The 13,279-nt window shown below is 63.8% G+C and carries 15 protein-coding genes; 10 read left to right on the top strand and 5 right to left on the bottom strand.

Going from position 1 to position 13,279, the window contains the following annotated elements; all coding sequences use genetic code 11:
- Positions 1–60: 60 nt before the first annotated feature.
- The 4 genes from accB to ACEN9F_RS14775 all read right to left on the bottom strand — a co-directional run bounded on the left by accB (position 61) and on the right by ACEN9F_RS14775 (position 2,324).
- Positions 61–528 (bottom strand): acetyl-CoA carboxylase biotin carboxyl carrier protein, encoded by a 468-nt coding sequence (gene accB / locus ACEN9F_RS14790; RefSeq protein WP_413420779.1) that lies wholly within the window; start codon positions 526–528, stop codon positions 61–63.
- Between the two features lie 87 nt (positions 529–615).
- On the bottom strand, positions 616–1,053 hold the full coding sequence (gene aroQ / locus ACEN9F_RS14785) for a type II 3-dehydroquinate dehydratase (protein ID WP_413420778.1): 438 nt from the start codon (positions 1,051–1,053) through the stop codon (positions 616–618).
- An 84-nt stretch (positions 1,054–1,137) separates the two neighbouring features.
- Positions 1,138–1,683, bottom strand: a complete 546-nt coding sequence (locus ACEN9F_RS14780) for a TlpA family protein disulfide reductase (RefSeq protein ID WP_413420777.1) — start codon at positions 1,681–1,683, stop codon at positions 1,138–1,140.
- Entirely contained in the window at positions 1,680–2,324 is a 645-nt protein-coding gene (locus ACEN9F_RS14775) for a hypothetical protein (protein ID WP_413420776.1), read from the bottom strand. The genes ACEN9F_RS14780 and ACEN9F_RS14775 overlap by 4 nt, the downstream gene beginning before the upstream one ends.
- Before the next feature lie 78 nt (positions 2,325–2,402).
- On the opposite strand from ACEN9F_RS14775, the gene mpl reads away from it, so the two are divergent.
- The 9 genes from mpl to corA all read left to right on the top strand — a co-directional run bounded on the left by mpl (position 2,403) and on the right by corA (position 10,870).
- Complete coding sequence (gene mpl, locus ACEN9F_RS14770; RefSeq protein WP_413420775.1) at positions 2,403–3,767, top strand: UDP-N-acetylmuramate:L-alanyl-gamma-D-glutamyl-meso-diaminopimelate ligase; 1,365 nt, start codon at positions 2,403–2,405, stop codon at positions 3,765–3,767.
- Positions 3,767–4,345 carry a YqiA/YcfP family alpha/beta fold hydrolase gene (locus ACEN9F_RS14765; RefSeq protein WP_413420774.1) on the top strand — a complete coding sequence of 193 codons (579 nt, stop codon included), beginning with the start codon at positions 3,767–3,769 and terminating at the stop codon, positions 4,343–4,345. The genes mpl and ACEN9F_RS14765 overlap by 1 nt, the downstream gene beginning before the upstream one ends.
- Positions 4,342–4,923, top strand: a complete 582-nt coding sequence (locus ACEN9F_RS14760) for a chorismate--pyruvate lyase family protein (protein WP_413420773.1) — start codon at positions 4,342–4,344, stop codon at positions 4,921–4,923. The genes ACEN9F_RS14765 and ACEN9F_RS14760 overlap by 4 nt, the downstream gene beginning before the upstream one ends.
- Positions 4,920–6,947, top strand: coding sequence for a ribonuclease catalytic domain-containing protein (locus tag ACEN9F_RS14755; protein ID WP_413420772.1), 2,028 nt, complete (start codon positions 4,920–4,922; stop codon positions 6,945–6,947). Before ACEN9F_RS14760 ends, ACEN9F_RS14755 begins: the two co-directional genes overlap by 4 nt.
- 119 nt (positions 6,948–7,066) lie before the next feature.
- A complete protein-coding gene (locus ACEN9F_RS14750) occupies positions 7,067–7,900 on the top strand; it encodes a TonB family protein (RefSeq protein WP_413427065.1) in 834 nt (277 codons plus the stop codon).
- Between the two features lie 3 nt (positions 7,901–7,903).
- On the top strand, positions 7,904–8,722 hold the full coding sequence (gene aroE / locus ACEN9F_RS14745; RefSeq protein WP_413420771.1) for a shikimate dehydrogenase: 819 nt from the start codon (positions 7,904–7,906) through the stop codon (positions 8,720–8,722).
- Positions 8,719–9,423: a monofunctional biosynthetic peptidoglycan transglycosylase gene (gene mtgA / locus ACEN9F_RS14740; protein ID WP_413420770.1), complete on the top strand. Its 705-nt coding sequence runs from the start codon at positions 8,719–8,721 to the stop codon at positions 9,421–9,423. The genes aroE and mtgA overlap by 4 nt, the downstream gene beginning before the upstream one ends.
- 10 nt (positions 9,424–9,433) lie before the next feature.
- Complete coding sequence (locus ACEN9F_RS14735; protein ID WP_413420769.1) at positions 9,434–9,823, top strand: DUF4124 domain-containing protein; 390 nt, start codon at positions 9,434–9,436, stop codon at positions 9,821–9,823.
- An 81-nt stretch (positions 9,824–9,904) separates the two neighbouring features.
- Entirely contained in the window at positions 9,905–10,870 is a 966-nt protein-coding gene (gene corA, locus ACEN9F_RS14730; RefSeq protein WP_413420768.1) for a magnesium/cobalt transporter CorA, read from the top strand.
- 35 nt (positions 10,871–10,905) lie between these two features.
- Here corA and ACEN9F_RS14725 read toward each other — a convergent pair whose 3' ends face one another.
- On the bottom strand, positions 10,906–11,409 hold the full coding sequence (locus tag ACEN9F_RS14725; protein ID WP_413420767.1) for a hypothetical protein: 504 nt from the start codon (positions 11,407–11,409) through the stop codon (positions 10,906–10,908).
- Positions 11,410–11,548: 139 nt separating this feature from the next.
- On the opposite strand from ACEN9F_RS14725, the gene ACEN9F_RS14720 reads away from it, so the two are divergent.
- Complete coding sequence (locus ACEN9F_RS14720) at positions 11,549–13,279, top strand: ABC transporter permease (protein ID WP_413420766.1); 1,731 nt, start codon at positions 11,549–11,551, stop codon at positions 13,277–13,279.

Raw genomic sequence — 13,279 nt, 5'->3', positions numbered from 1 at the left:
AGGAGGGAATGCGGACCAAGCCGGCGCGCCCGTCACCGATGGGGAGGGCGCGAGCCGGTCTTAGCCTATCACAAACAGCGGTTGGCCGAACTCGACCGGTTGGCCGTTTTCAACCAGGATCTGGGTGATCGTGCCGGATTTGTCGGCGTCGATTTCGTTCAGCAGCTTCATCGCTTCGATGATGCACAGGGTGTCGCCTTCCTTGACGGTGGCGCCCACTTCGACATAGGCAGGGGAGCCTGGCGCGGACGAACGGTAGAAGGTACCGACCATCGGCGACTTCACGATGTGGCCGGTCGGCTCGGCGGCGACGGCGGCGATCGGCGCGGCGGCTGCGGGAGCGGCGGCTGGGGCCGGGGCGGCATGGTATTGCGGCATGCCTTGCGGCTGCATCATCACCATTTGGTTTTGCGGCATGGCGGACGACTTGACGATGCGTACTTTGCTCTCGCCTTCGGTCACTTCGAGTTCGGCGATGTCCGATTCTGCGACCAAATCAATCAAGGTCTTCAGCTTGCGTAGATCCATGTAACCCCCAGGAATATCTTGTTATGAGTGTGAGCGGTGGCGCCTTGTGGGCGGAACCGAGCTTAAAATAAGCGCAGATCGCGTAGATTAACGCCTTTTAAGGGCGAAGTCGATGGCAAACCGATATCCTTCGATACCCAGTCCGCAGATCGTTCCTATTGCGATCGCGCTAAGGAAAGAGTGGTGGCGAAATGATTCGCGCTGGTAAATATTCGAAATATGCACTTCCACAAACGGAATCGCCACCCCCGCCAAGGCGTCGCGCAAGGCCACGCTGGTATGGGTCAGGCCGCCCGGATTGATGACGATGGCGTCCACGCCTTCCGTTCTGGCGGCATGGATGCGGTCGATCAGCGCCCCTTCGTGGTTGCTCTGAAAACAAGACAAGCTCGCGCCGGCGGCCTGGGCTTGCGCCTGGGCCGCCTGTTCGATGTCGGCCAAAGTGCTAGCGCCGTAGACCTCAGGCTCACGGCTTCCCAGCAAATTCAGGTTGGGGCCGTTGAGTAACAGGAGGTTTTTTGCCATGGGTTCAGGACCGTTTTCCGCGAAAGTTCCGCATTTTGCCGCCAACTGCGGGCATTGGCAAGAGAAAAAAACTTATGAATCTGCTTACAGCGTGGCCAGGTCCTTGCGCAGCTCGTCAAACTTCAGCTTGCCCAGATAGGTCTTTTTGACCTGGCCGTCGGCGCCGATCAGGACCGTGTAGGGAAGGCCGCCGCCGCTATTGCCGAACTGGCGCGACAGGTCGGTGCCACTCATACCGGCCACCAGCACCGGGTAGGTGATCTTATATTTGTTGCTAAATTCGGCGATATTTGTTGGCGAATCGATACCGATTCCGATAACTTGCAGCTTCTTGCCTTCTTCTCCGGCGGCCAGCGCCGACAGCTCCGGCATCTCCTGCACGCATGGGCCGCACCACGGGGCCCAGAAATTGACCAATAAAGCCTTGCCTTGGTACTGCGCCAGCGCGGTCGCCGCCCCTTTTGCGTCCGGCAGGGTTTGTTTATACAGCTCGCCCACCGGACCGGTCACGCCGGCCGGCGCCGTGGTGGTCACGGGTGGAATATCTTGTTTCTTATAGCCGACATAAGCGCCGGTGGCGGCGAATAGCAAAGCGACAACAACATAGGCGGTCAGGTGTTTTTGGTTCATGGCTGTGGAGGGGAGGTTGGGGTTTCGTGGGTGCTGTTAACTAGTAGGGCGCGCACGGCGGCGAGATCGGCGCGCAGCAATTTGCCGTCGCCGCGGGTCTTGACGGCGCCGCGCAGATCGTCCAGCTCATATAAAGCGGCATGCACGCCTTCTTTATGCCACATGAAGCTGACGGTCTCGACGGAGCCATGGCGCGGCCCCTTGAAGTGCGGCGTCTCGGAAATGTCGATTTGCAAATTGCGGTTCAGCAGGAAGATTTCCACTTCCTTGGCGCTGTCGGCAAACAACTGCAGGTGGATATCGTCGTGCGGACCGGCCGTGCCATTCAATACGGCGCCGGTCAGGTAGGGATGGAAGGCGGACAGGCCTTCCATGATGTCGACCGCCAGCGTGCGCAGCCGGAACAGGCGGGCGGGCTGGGTGTCGGCCTGGAACAGCGACTGGTAGATCCGCACTTCCGCCTCGATCTGCGCGTTGTCCGGCAGCAGGTTCAGCGGCGGCTGGGTGTCGCCGAGGATTTGCCTGGCGGCCTTGCGCTTGGCGGTGTTGTAGTCGGCGCCGTCCTGCACGATCAGGCGCGCGGCCGCCGCGGCGATCTCCGCACGCAGCAGCAGGACTTCTTCAATAACATTCGGCGTCATGGACGAGATAATACTCTGAACCGGGAAAAGCGCGGCGGGTCGGGTAAAATCCCGTATTCATTCGTCCTGTTACACACCATGCACATTCATATCCTCGGTATTTGCGGCACCTTCATGGGCGGCCTGGCCGTCCTGGCAAAAGCAGCGGGCCACCGCGTCACCGGTTGCGACGCCAACGTCTATCCACCGATGAGCACGCAGCTGGAGGCGCAGGGCATAGAACTGATACAGGGCTTCGGCCCGGAGCAGGTCGCACTCAATCCCGACCTGTATGTGATCGGCAACGTGGTTTCGCGCGGCAATCCGCTGATCGAGGAGATCCTGAACCGCGGCCTGCCCTACGTGTCCGGCCCGCAGTGGATCGGCGACCATATATTAAGAGACAAATGGGTGCTGGCCGTGGCCGGCACGCACGGCAAGACCACCACCTCGGCCATGCTGACCTGGATCCTGGAAGACGCCGGCTACGCGCCCGGCTTCCTGATCGGCGGCGTGCCGATGAACTTCGGCGTCTCGGCGCGGCTGGAAGGCGACAAGGATTCGATCTTCTTCGTGATCGAAGCGGACGAGTACGACACCGCCTTCTTCGACAAGCGCAGCAAGTTCGTGCACTACCACGCCAAGACCGCGATCCTGAACAACCTGGAATACGACCACGCCGACATCTTCCCCGACCTGGGCGCGATCGAAACCCAGTTCCACCACCTGGTGCGCACCGTGCCGGGCATCGGCCGCGTGGTCTTCAACGCCGACGAGGCGGCGCTGCAGCGCGTGCTCAAGCGCGGCTGCTGGAGCGAGAAGGAAAGCTTCGGCCGCGGCGTAGGCGCCGATTGGGCGCTGAACGAATACGACGACGGCAGCTTCGACGTGCTGTTCGGCGGCGAGGTGGCCGGCCATGTCGCTTGGTCGCTGACCGGCAAGCACAACCGCGCCAACGCGCTGGCCGCGATCGCCGCCGCCCGCCACGTCGGCGTGCCGGTGGCGCAGGCGGCCAAGTCGCTGGCCACGTTCGAGAACGTCAAGCGCCGCATGGAAGTGCGCGGCGTCGTCAACGATATGACGGTGTATGACGATTTCGCCCACCACCCGACCGCGATCGCCACCACGGTCGGCGGCCTGCGCCAGAAGGTGGGCAAGGACAGCCGCATCCTGGCCGTGCTGGAGCCGCGCTCCAACACCATGAAGCTGGGCGCGATGAAGGATGCGCTGCCGGGCAGCCTGGTCGATGCCGACCTGGTATTCGGCTTCGGCAGCCAGCAGGCCCTGGGCTGGAGCCTGGGCGCCGCGCTGGCGCCGCTGGGCCAGGTCGCCAGCGCCTATGAGGACATCGACGCGCTGGTCGCCGCCATCGTCAAGGCGGCCAAGCCGGGCGACCATATCATTGTGATGAGCAACGGCGGCTTCGGCGGCGTGCACGACAAGCTGCTGGAAGCGCTGGCCTGATGATCCTCTATCTGCACGGATTCCGGTCCTCGCCCCACTCCATGAAAGCGCGCCTGGTCGGCGAGCGCATGGCGGCGCTGGGCCTGGCCGACCAACTGATCTGCCCGCAACTGCCGGCCTCGCCGAAAGCGGCGATGGAACTGGCGCTCGCTTTAATAGAGGGCGTGCCGGCCGAGGCGTTGAGCATCGTCGGCTCTTCGCTGGGCGGCTACTACGCGACCTGGCTGGCCGAGCGCATCGGCTGCCGCGCCGTGTTGCTCAATCCGGCCATCGTCCCGCTCAAGGACCTGGACCAGCACATCGGCGTGACCACGCAATACCACTCCGACGAGCCGTTCGAGTTCAAGCGGGAATATATCGAAGAGCTGCGCGCGCTGGCCGTCAAGCCGGTCACCAGGCCGGAACGCTACTTCCTGATCGCCGCCACCGGCGACGAAGTACTGGACTATCGCGACATGGTGGCGCACTATGCGGGCGCGCGCCAGCAGGTGATCGACGGCAGCGACCACGCGATTTCCGAGTTCCCCGACTATCTGGAGGCGGTGCTGGCGTTCTGCGGCGTCGAGGCCGGGCGTTGAGCACGCCTTCGCTGCGACAGGCGCAATGGCAGCCGCACGTACTGGCGCTGAACGCCCCGCCGGGCTACCGCCCATGGCTGACGGCCGGCGGTTCGCTGACCGCCAGACTGAAGGCGCACAGCGACACTTTCCGCGTCCAATGCCTGCACCAGCGCACCGCGCGCTGCCTCACGGACGAGGCGGCGGCGGTCGGCATGCACCGCCCGGGGCGGGTTTGGGAGAGGGAAGTGCTGCTGAGGTGTGATAATACGCCCGTGGTGTTTGCGCACACGGTGGTGCCGATGTCGGCCACGGCGGCCGATTGGCCGCTGTTTAGCGCGCTGGGCGAACGCTCGCTGGGGACCACCTTGTTTGGCGACCCGCAAGTGCGGCGTGGTGTTTTGGAATTTGCAAGATTGCGCGAAGGTCATCCTTTGGCGCGGCGCGCACGCGAGGCGCTGGGGCTGGATGGCCCGAATGAACTCTTATTATATGCACGGCGCTGTCTATATCGGCGCCGTCAGGGTACCCTGCTGGTGACGGAAGTGTTTTTGCCTTCCGTGCTGGATTTAAAATTAACGAACACAAACAAGCAATGAATCTATTTTTCGAAGAATCCGGCGACTTCAAGGTCGGTACCATGATGTCGCAGGCGGGCGAGGCCTATCAGGTTGAGATGGCCAGCGGCAAGCGCACCAAGGTCAAGATCAAGGACGTGCTGCTGCAGTACGAGAAGCCGTCGCCGTCGGATCTGATGGAGCAGGCCAAGGCCGTCGCCGCCGACATCGACCTCGAATTCCTGTGGGAAGTCGCGGGCGAAGAGGAATTCGGCTTTGCCGAACTGGGCGCGGAATACTTCGGCCACGCGCCGCTGCCGGCCGAAGCGGCCGGCCTGATCCTGTGCCTGCACTCGTCGCCGATCTACTTCTACAAGAAGGGCCGCGGCCGCTACAAGGCGGCGCCCGAGCAATCGCTGCGCGCCGCCCAGGCCGGCATCGAGAAAAAGAAACAGCAGGCGCTGGTGCAGGCCGAGTACGTTGAAGAGCTGAAGGCCAACAAGCTGCCGGCGTCGATGCAGAACATCGTCATGCAGCTGCTGTTCAAGCCGGACAAGAATGCCATCGAGTACAAGGCGCTGGAAGCGGCCTGCAATGAACTGCACACCAATCCGCAGCGCCTGATGCTGGCGGCGGGCGGCATCGCCTCGCCGAAAGCGCTGCACATGGCCAAGTTCCTGTTCGAGAACTTCCCGCGCGGCGCCGGTTTCCCCGACGTGCCGGTACCGGCGACGCCGACCAGGCTGCCGCTGGCCGACGTGCGGGCGTTCTCGATCGACGACGTCACCACCACCGAGATCGACGACGCCTTCTCGGTCACCAGGCTGGCCGACGGCAACGTCAAGATCGGCATCCACATCGCCGCGCCCGGCCTGGGCATCAAGCCGGACGACGCGGTCGACAAGATGGCGCGCGCGCGCATGTCCACCGTCTACATGCCGGGCGACAAGATCACCATGCTGCCGGATTCCATCGTCGAAGCGTTCACGCTGGCCGAGGGCAAGACCTGCCCGGCGCTGTCGCTGTACGCCACCTTGAACCCGGCCGACTGGTCGGTGCTGGCCACCGAGACGCGCGCCGAAATGGTGCCGATCGCCAGCAACCTGCGCCACAACGACCTGGACGACCTGGTCAACGAGGAAACCCTGGCCAGCGGCGAGGGCGAGTACAAGCACAAGGAAGAGCTGGGCCTGATCTGGCAATGGGCGCAGGTGCTGGAGGCGGCGCGCATGGTCAAGCGCGAAGGTTTCGGCCTGAAGCCCGAGCAGAACAACCGCGTCGACTTCAACTTCTACGTCGAGGACGACGTGGTCACGGTCAGCCGCCGCAAGCGCGGCGCGCCGCTGGACAAGATCGTCGCCGAACTGATGATCTTCGCCAACAGCACCTGGGGCAAGCTGATGCATGACCACGGCGTGCCGGGCATCTACCGCAGCCAGGGCCAGGGCGTGGGCGGCTGGGCCGCCAAGATGCAGGTGCGCATGGTGACCCATGCCGCGCCGCACCAGGGCCTGGGCGTGGATCAATATGCGTGGAGCACCTCGCCGCTGCGCCGCTACACCGACCTGGTCAACCAGTGGCAGATCCTGGCCTGCGCCGAGCACGGCGTGACCGCGCCGCTGGTCGCGCATTTCAAGCAGAAGGACGCGGAGCTGTTCGCCATCGTGTCGCAGTTCGACGCCGCCTATGCCGCCTACGGCGACCACCAGGCCAATATGGAACGCTACTGGTGCCTGCGCTGGCTGGGCCAGGAAGACCGGCGCCAGGTCGAGGCCGTGGTGCTCAAGGATGAAGTGCTGCGCCTGGTCGACATTCCGCTGATCATCCGCCTGCCGGGCATGCCGTCGGTGGCGCGCGGCGCGCAGGTCAAGCTGGATATCCTGCGCTGGGACGAGGTCGACCTGACCATCGAAGCGCGCATCCTGGAAATCCCGACCTCCGAAGCGGTGGCCGCCGATGCCGAGCTGGACTATGAGGACGAGGAAGTGGTCGATGTCGGCGCCGAAGCCGATGCGGCGCCGGAAGCGGTCGAAGAGACCGTGGCTGAGGAACCGGCCGCGGAATAAAACCCGCAGCCTCGCGCTCGCTTTGACGTAAAATCAGCCCAATCTTTTCTCAGCCCGGCCTTCGCGTGAAGTCTTTCAAAGAAAATCGGTTCTTGTATCTCGCCACCGGCGTCTCGCTGATGGCGCATGGCGCCTTGCTTGCGGTGCACTTCGTGGCCCCGCAGCCGACGCCCGTGCAAGCCACCGATCCCGGGCTGGAAGTGATCCTGGTGAACGCCAAGCACAGCAAAGCGCCGCTGAAGGCCGACGCGCTGGCCCAGGCCAACCTGGACGGCGGCGGCAATGTCGACAAGGGCCGCTCCAAGTCGCCCATGCCCGACATGCGCAAGATGGAAACCGGCGACAGCATCAAGGCGGCCAAGCGCCGCATCGCCGAGCTGGAGGAGCAGCAAAAGAACCTGCTGACCCAGGCCGCCAGGCAGGTCCCGTTCAGCGCCGCGCCGGTGACGGAAAAATCCAGGCCCGATCCGCTGCCGAGCGGCGCCGACCTGCTGGACGCCAGCAAGGCCATCGCCCGCCGCGCCGCCGAGATCAGCGAAACCATCGACGACCAGAACAAGCGGCCGAAGAAGACCTTCATCACGCCGAGCACGCGCGGGGTCGGCTACGCGATGTACTACAAGACCATACAGAAAAAGATCGAGGATGTCGGCACGCTGAACTTCCCGAACGCCAACGGCCGCAAGCTGTATGGCCAGCTGGTGCTGTCGATCCCGGTGTTCCAGGACGGCACGATCTACGAAAAAGAAGGCGGCATCAAGGTGGACCGCAGCTCGGGCAATGCCGCGCTGGACGAGGCGGCGATGAACATCGTGCGGCGCTCGGCGCCGTTCGGCAAGTTCCCGCCGAATATGCTGTCCAATGAAAAAGACGATCTGTGGGTGATCGTCACCACCTTTAAATTTACCCGCGACGACAAATTACAAGCCGACTTAAGCGGCGGAGGACGTTAACCCATGGACCGCTACTGCGTATTCGGCAATCCGATCGCCCACAGCAAATCGCCCGAGATCCATGCCGCCTTCGCGGCGCAGACCGGGCAGGACCTGCAATACGAACGCCGCCTGGCGCCGCTGGACGGCTTCGCCGACGCCGTGCGCGGCTTCATCGCCGAGGGCGGCAAGGGCGCCAACGTGACGGTGCCGTTCAAGCTGGAGGCGGTCAAGCTGGCGCAGGCGCTGACCATCCGCGCGCGCGCGGCGGGCGCGGTCAATACGCTGCACTTCACCGAAGACGGCATCATCGGCGACAACACCGACGGCGCGGGCCTGGTGGCGGACATCGTCGACAATGCCGGCGTGCCGATCGCCGGCAAGCGCGTGCTGCTGCTGGGCGCGGGCGGCGCGGCGCGCGGCGTGCTGCTGCCGATCCTGGAACACCGTCCGGCGCAACTGGTGATCGCCAACCGCACCGTGGCCACGGCCGAGGCGCTGGTCGAGCAGTTTGCCGCGCTGGGCGGCGAGGGCGTGGTCTCTGCCTGCGGCTTTGCGCAGATCGAGGGCGCGTTCGATATCGTCGTCAACGCCACCGCCGCCAGCCTGAGCGCGGAAGTGCCGCCGGTGCCGCCGTCGGTATTCGCGCCGGGCGCGCTTGCCTTGGACATGATGTACGGAGCGGCCCCCACTGTATTTTTGCAGTTTGCCGAACAACACGGCGCACAGTTGCGCGATGGTTTGGGCATGCTGGTCGAACAGGCGGCGGAAGCGTTCGGCCTGTGGCGCGGCGTGCATCCGGCCACCGCCGAGGTGCTGCAGAAGCTGCGCGCGCAGCTATGAGCAAGTCGGCCGGCAAATGGCGCTGGGTGAAGTGGCTCTTCATCGTCCCGATGCTGCTGATCCTGGCGGTGCAGCTGTATTTCTTCCTGCAGATCTGGTGGTGGGTCGACCACAACCCGACCATGACCAGCTTCATGCGCGAGCAGCAGTCGGCGCTGCAGGAGAAAAATCCCAAGGCGAATATCCAGCAGGTGTGGGTGCCGTACAACCGCATCTCGAACAACCTGAAGCGCGCCATCATCGCCTCCGAGGACGCCAATTTCTCCGAGCACGAGGGCGTCGACTGGGAGGCGCTGCAAAAGGCCTACGAGAAGAACGCCAAGAAGAAAAAAGTGGTGTCGGGCGGCTCGACCATCACCCAGCAGCTGGCCAAGAATCTGTTCCTGTCCGGCTCGCGCAGCTATGTGCGCAAGGGGCAGGAGCTGATCATCACCTATATGCTGGAAACCCTGATGGACAAGGAGCGCATCTTCGAGATCTACCTGAACGTGGTGGAGTTCGGCAAGGGCACCTTCGGCGCCGAGGCGGCGGCGCGGCATTATTACGGCGTCAGCGCGGCCAACCTGGGCGCGGCCCAGGCCGCCAAGCTGGCCGTGATGTTGCCGAATCCGCGCTTTTTCGACAATCATCGCGATTCGAACTACCTGGCGCGGCGCACCGGCGTGATCCTGCGCCGCATGGGATCGGCGGAGCTACCTTAAGGAGATGCGCATGTTTCATCGGCAGCGTGGTATCGGTTTGATCCAGGTGGCCATCATCATGGCCTCGCTGGCGGCGATTGCGATGGCGTTTTTGATGTCGGCCCGCCATGAGCGCAACTTCTTCAGCGAGGGGCTGGCCAAGCTGGCCGGCAAGCCGGTCCCCGGCGCCGGTGCCGCATCGGCCGCCGCCGCCATCGTCCCGGCGGCGCCGGCCGGCGTGCTGCGCAAGTGCGTCGTCAACGGCAAAACCGTGCTGTCGGACGTCGACTGCAAGGACGGCCAGGTGGTCAAGGCCATCGACACCAAGGGCATCGAAGCCCCCAAAGCACCCAAGCCGGACCCCGCCGGGTCCGCGCCACAGTCGGCAACCGACAAAATGATTGAAAAAGCCACCCGCTAAGCTGAAAAACCGCATGGCAGGCTGGCCTCGGCAGGGGCTTTGCGGGTACACTTGCGCTGTTTTCCAGAAGGCGCGCTTCCTATGATTAATGTTTTCGTTCTCCAGAATGGCCGGCTCAACCAGGTGCCTATCGACACGCGCGCGGACCTGGAACAGGTCGAGCCGGTCTGGGTCGACCTGACCGACCCGACGGATGACGAACGCGCCTGGGTCAAAGCCATCTACGGCGTGACCCTGCCGGGCGAGGACGAAGTCAAGGACATCGAAGCGTCGGCCCGCTACTACGAAGCGGAAAACGGCGACCTGCACCTGCGCACCGACTTTTTGCTGGAGGAAGAGGACGGCCCGTCGCGCATCGTCACGGTGGCGTTCATCCTGGCGCGCAAGATGCTGTTCTCGGTGCATACCGACGATTTGCCGGTATTCCGCCTGGTGCGCATGCGCGCCCGTTCGCGTCCGGGCTCGATCGCCGACTACATGGACGTGCTGCTGGACCTGTACGCGACCGACGCCGAGTATTCGGCGGACGCGCTGGAAGGCATATACCAGAACCTGGAAGAAGTCAGCGGCCGCGTGCTGCAGGAACAATTCACCGACCAGGACGCGGCCTCGGCGCTGAACGCCATCGCCCACGAGGAAGACTTGAACGGCCGCATCCGCCGCAACATGATGGATACGCGGCGCGCGGTCAGCTTTTTGATGCGCGGCCGGCTGCTGAATTCCGAGCAGTTCGAGGAGGCGCGCCAGATTCTGCGCGACATCGAATCGCTGGACGGCCACACGTCCTTCCTGTTCGACAAGATCAACTTCCTGATGGACGCCACGGTCGGTTTCATCAACATCAACCAGAATAAGATCATCAAGATCTTCTCGGTGGCCAGCGTCGCCTTCCTGCCGCCGACCCTGATCGCATCGATCTACGGCATGAACTTCAAGTGGCTGCCGGAGCTGGAATGGGAGCTGGGCTACCCGTTCGCCATCGTGCTGATGGTCACCAGCGCGATCGCGCCGTTCCTGTACTTCCGCCACCGCGGCTGGCTCAAGTAGGTCGGAGTCGTTCCCGTGTTCGCGGGAATGACGGCTTATATGGGCTGCGGGCTGAACTCCAGCGAGAGCGTGCTGTAGTAGGGCGCGGCGCTCCATTTTTCGTGCAGGGCCAGCGCGCGGTCGTAGAGCGCGGCCTTGAGGTCGATCGCCAGGCCGGCGAAGTCGAACGGTTGCTTGTTGCGCGCCGTGCAGGCCGACGCGGCGCCCGCCAGGAACGCTTCCTGGTCGAAGGCGCCGGACCATAACTGGGCCTGCAAGCCTTCCACGATCGCCTCCGCCTGCACCGCCTCGGTCTCGACGTCCAGGTTGGCCTTGTCGTGCACCGCCTCCATGACGAATTGCGCATCGGCGCCGCGCGCCAGCAGGCTCAGGAAACCGTGCCGCAGCGGCAGCGCGGATTCCACCACATAATGCACCAGGTCATGCGGCAGAATGCCCTGGCGCGGCATCACCGCGTCGGTGCAGCTGCCGTTGTTGCGCACAAAGCGCAGGACATCGTATTTGTCGGTCTTGGACCTTTTCTCTGCTATCAGTTTCATCTTGCTTAATGTGGCTAAATCAATCACACCATTATGCCCTTTATAACAGCCTCCAATATTCACGAACTTTCACGATCGTAATAATTCGGTAGCAAAATCCAACTAAAATGGCGGGCTGTAGCCGAAGAAAGTAGAAATCATGAGCAAAAAACGGCAATTTTTCCCCCGCCAGGTGGTCGAAGCCGGCGGCAACCGCTGGGATTGGGCGCTGCTGCCCATCGTGCTCGCGGTGTTCGTGCTCCTGGCCTACGGCAGCCAGCAGATGGCGCGCCCGTATGAACTGGGCCAGGCGCTGCCGCTGTCGCTGGACCCGAGCTACCTGCCTTACTACCTGTTGCGCACCACGCTGCGCATGTTCATCGCGCTCGGCCTGTCGGTCATCTTCAGCTGCGTGTTCGCGGCGCTGACGACCAAGTACCGCATGGCTGAAAAAGTGCTGGTGCCGCTGCTCGATATTTTGCAATCGATCCCGATCCTCGGCTTCCTGTCGATCACGGTGACGGCGTTCATCGCGCTCTTTCCCGGCAACCTGCTGGGCGTGGAATGCGCGGCGATCTTCGCCATCTTCACCTCGCAAGCGTGGAACATGGCGTTCTCCGCCTACCAGGGCTTCCGCACCGTGCCGGCCGAATTGTCGGAAGCGGCCAGCGTGTTCCAGCTCTCCGGCTGGCAGCGCTTCTGGCGGCTGGAACTGCCGTTCGCCATGCCCGGCCTGTTGTGGAACATGATGATGTCGATGTCCGGCGGCTGGTTCTTCGTGGTCGCCTCGGAGGCGATCTCGGTCTCCAACCAGAACATCAAGCTGCCCGGCATCGGCTCCTACATCGCGATGGCGATCGAGCGGAGCGACATGGGCGCGATCGGCTGGGCCATCGGCGCCATGCTGGTCGCGGTGCTGATGTACGACCAGCTGTTCTTCCGTCCCTTGCTGGCCTGGGCCGACAAGTTCCGCTTCGAGGAGACCGGCAGCGACACCGCCCAGCAATCGTGGCTGCTGACCTGGCTGCGCCGCACCGAGCGCACGCAGGCGCTGGTCGAATGGTTCGGCAATATGCTGTCGCGCTCCATCGCGCTGTTCCGCCTCGGGCATGACGGCACCTCGATCCGCGCGCGGCGCGACAAGCCGACTCTGGTGCCGCAGCGCGTGTGGGACGCGGTGATCGCCGCCGTCGTGTTCTACGCCTTATGGAGCCTGGTGCACTTCATCAGCACCGAAGTGGGGTGGAGCGAAGTGGGGCATGTGCTGGTTCTCGGCCTGTACACGATGATACGGGTGGTGGTGCTGCTGGCGCTGGCCGCCCTGGTATGGGTGCCGATCGGCGTCTGGATCGGCATGAACCCGCGCTGGTCTTCGCGCACGCAGGCGGTGGCGCAGTTCCTGGCCGCCTTCCCGGCCAACCTGGTGTTCCCGGTGGCGGTGATCCTGATCGTGCGCTACAACCTGAACCCGGACATCTGGCTGTCGCCGCTGATGATCCTCGGCACCCAGTGGTATTTGCTGTTCAACGTGATCGCCGGCGCCTCGACGATCCCGACCGAGCTGCGTCACGCCGCCAAGAACTTTGGATTGACCGGATGGCTGAAGTGGCGCCGCTACCTGCTGCCGGCCATCTTCCCCAGCTTCGTGACGGGCGCGATCACCGCGTCCGGCGGCTCGTGGAACGCCGCCATCGTGGCGGAGTTTGTCAGCTGGGGGCCGACCACGCTGAAGGCGCACGGCATCGGCAGCTACATCCAGGAGATGACCGTGGCCGGCGACTTCCCGCGCATCGCGCTGGGCATCGGCGTGATGTGCATCTTCGTCATGGGCTTCAACCACTTCGTCTGGCGCCGTTTGTACACCATGGCCGAAAGCCGGCTGCATTTCTAG

The sequence above is a fragment of the Duganella sp. CT11-25 genome (assembly GCF_047302815.1).
Taxonomy (GTDB): Bacteria; Pseudomonadota; Gammaproteobacteria; order Burkholderiales; family Burkholderiaceae_D; genus Rugamonas.
This window is presented reverse-complemented; position numbering and strand designations above follow the sequence as displayed.

Excerpts from the sequence above, each read along its gene's own strand:
- corA (WP_413420768.1), top strand. The coding sequence starts at position 9,905 with ATGATTAATGTTTTCGTTCTCCAGAATGGCCGGCTCAACCAGGTGCCT.
- ACEN9F_RS14755 (WP_413420772.1), top strand. The coding sequence starts at position 4,920 with ATGAATCTATTTTTCGAAGAATCCGGCGACTTCAAGGTCGGTACCATG.
- aroE (WP_413420771.1), top strand. The coding sequence starts at position 7,904 with ATGGACCGCTACTGCGTATTCGGCAATCCGATCGCCCACAGCAAATCG.
- aroQ (WP_413420778.1), bottom strand. The coding sequence starts at position 1,053 with ATGGCAAAAAACCTCCTGTTACTCAACGGCCCCAACCTGAATTTGCTG.
- ACEN9F_RS14750 (WP_413427065.1), top strand. The coding sequence starts at position 7,067 with ATGGCGCATGGCGCCTTGCTTGCGGTGCACTTCGTGGCCCCGCAGCCG.
- mpl (WP_413420775.1), top strand. The coding sequence starts at position 2,403 with ATGCACATTCATATCCTCGGTATTTGCGGCACCTTCATGGGCGGCCTG.
- ACEN9F_RS14780 (WP_413420777.1), bottom strand. The coding sequence starts at position 1,683 with ATGAACCAAAAACACCTGACCGCCTATGTTGTTGTCGCTTTGCTATTC.
- ACEN9F_RS14720 (WP_413420766.1), top strand. The coding sequence starts at position 11,549 with ATGAGCAAAAAACGGCAATTTTTCCCCCGCCAGGTGGTCGAAGCCGGC.
- ACEN9F_RS14765 (WP_413420774.1), top strand. The coding sequence starts at position 3,767 with ATGATCCTCTATCTGCACGGATTCCGGTCCTCGCCCCACTCCATGAAA.
- accB (WP_413420779.1), bottom strand. The coding sequence starts at position 528 with ATGGATCTACGCAAGCTGAAGACCTTGATTGATTTGGTCGCAGAATCG.
- mtgA (WP_413420770.1), top strand. The coding sequence starts at position 8,719 with ATGAGCAAGTCGGCCGGCAAATGGCGCTGGGTGAAGTGGCTCTTCATC.
- ACEN9F_RS14735 (WP_413420769.1), top strand. The coding sequence starts at position 9,434 with ATGTTTCATCGGCAGCGTGGTATCGGTTTGATCCAGGTGGCCATCATC.
- ACEN9F_RS14775 (WP_413420776.1), bottom strand. The coding sequence starts at position 2,324 with ATGACGCCGAATGTTATTGAAGAAGTCCTGCTGCTGCGTGCGGAGATC.
- ACEN9F_RS14725 (WP_413420767.1), bottom strand. The coding sequence starts at position 11,409 with ATGAAACTGATAGCAGAGAAAAGGTCCAAGACCGACAAATACGATGTC.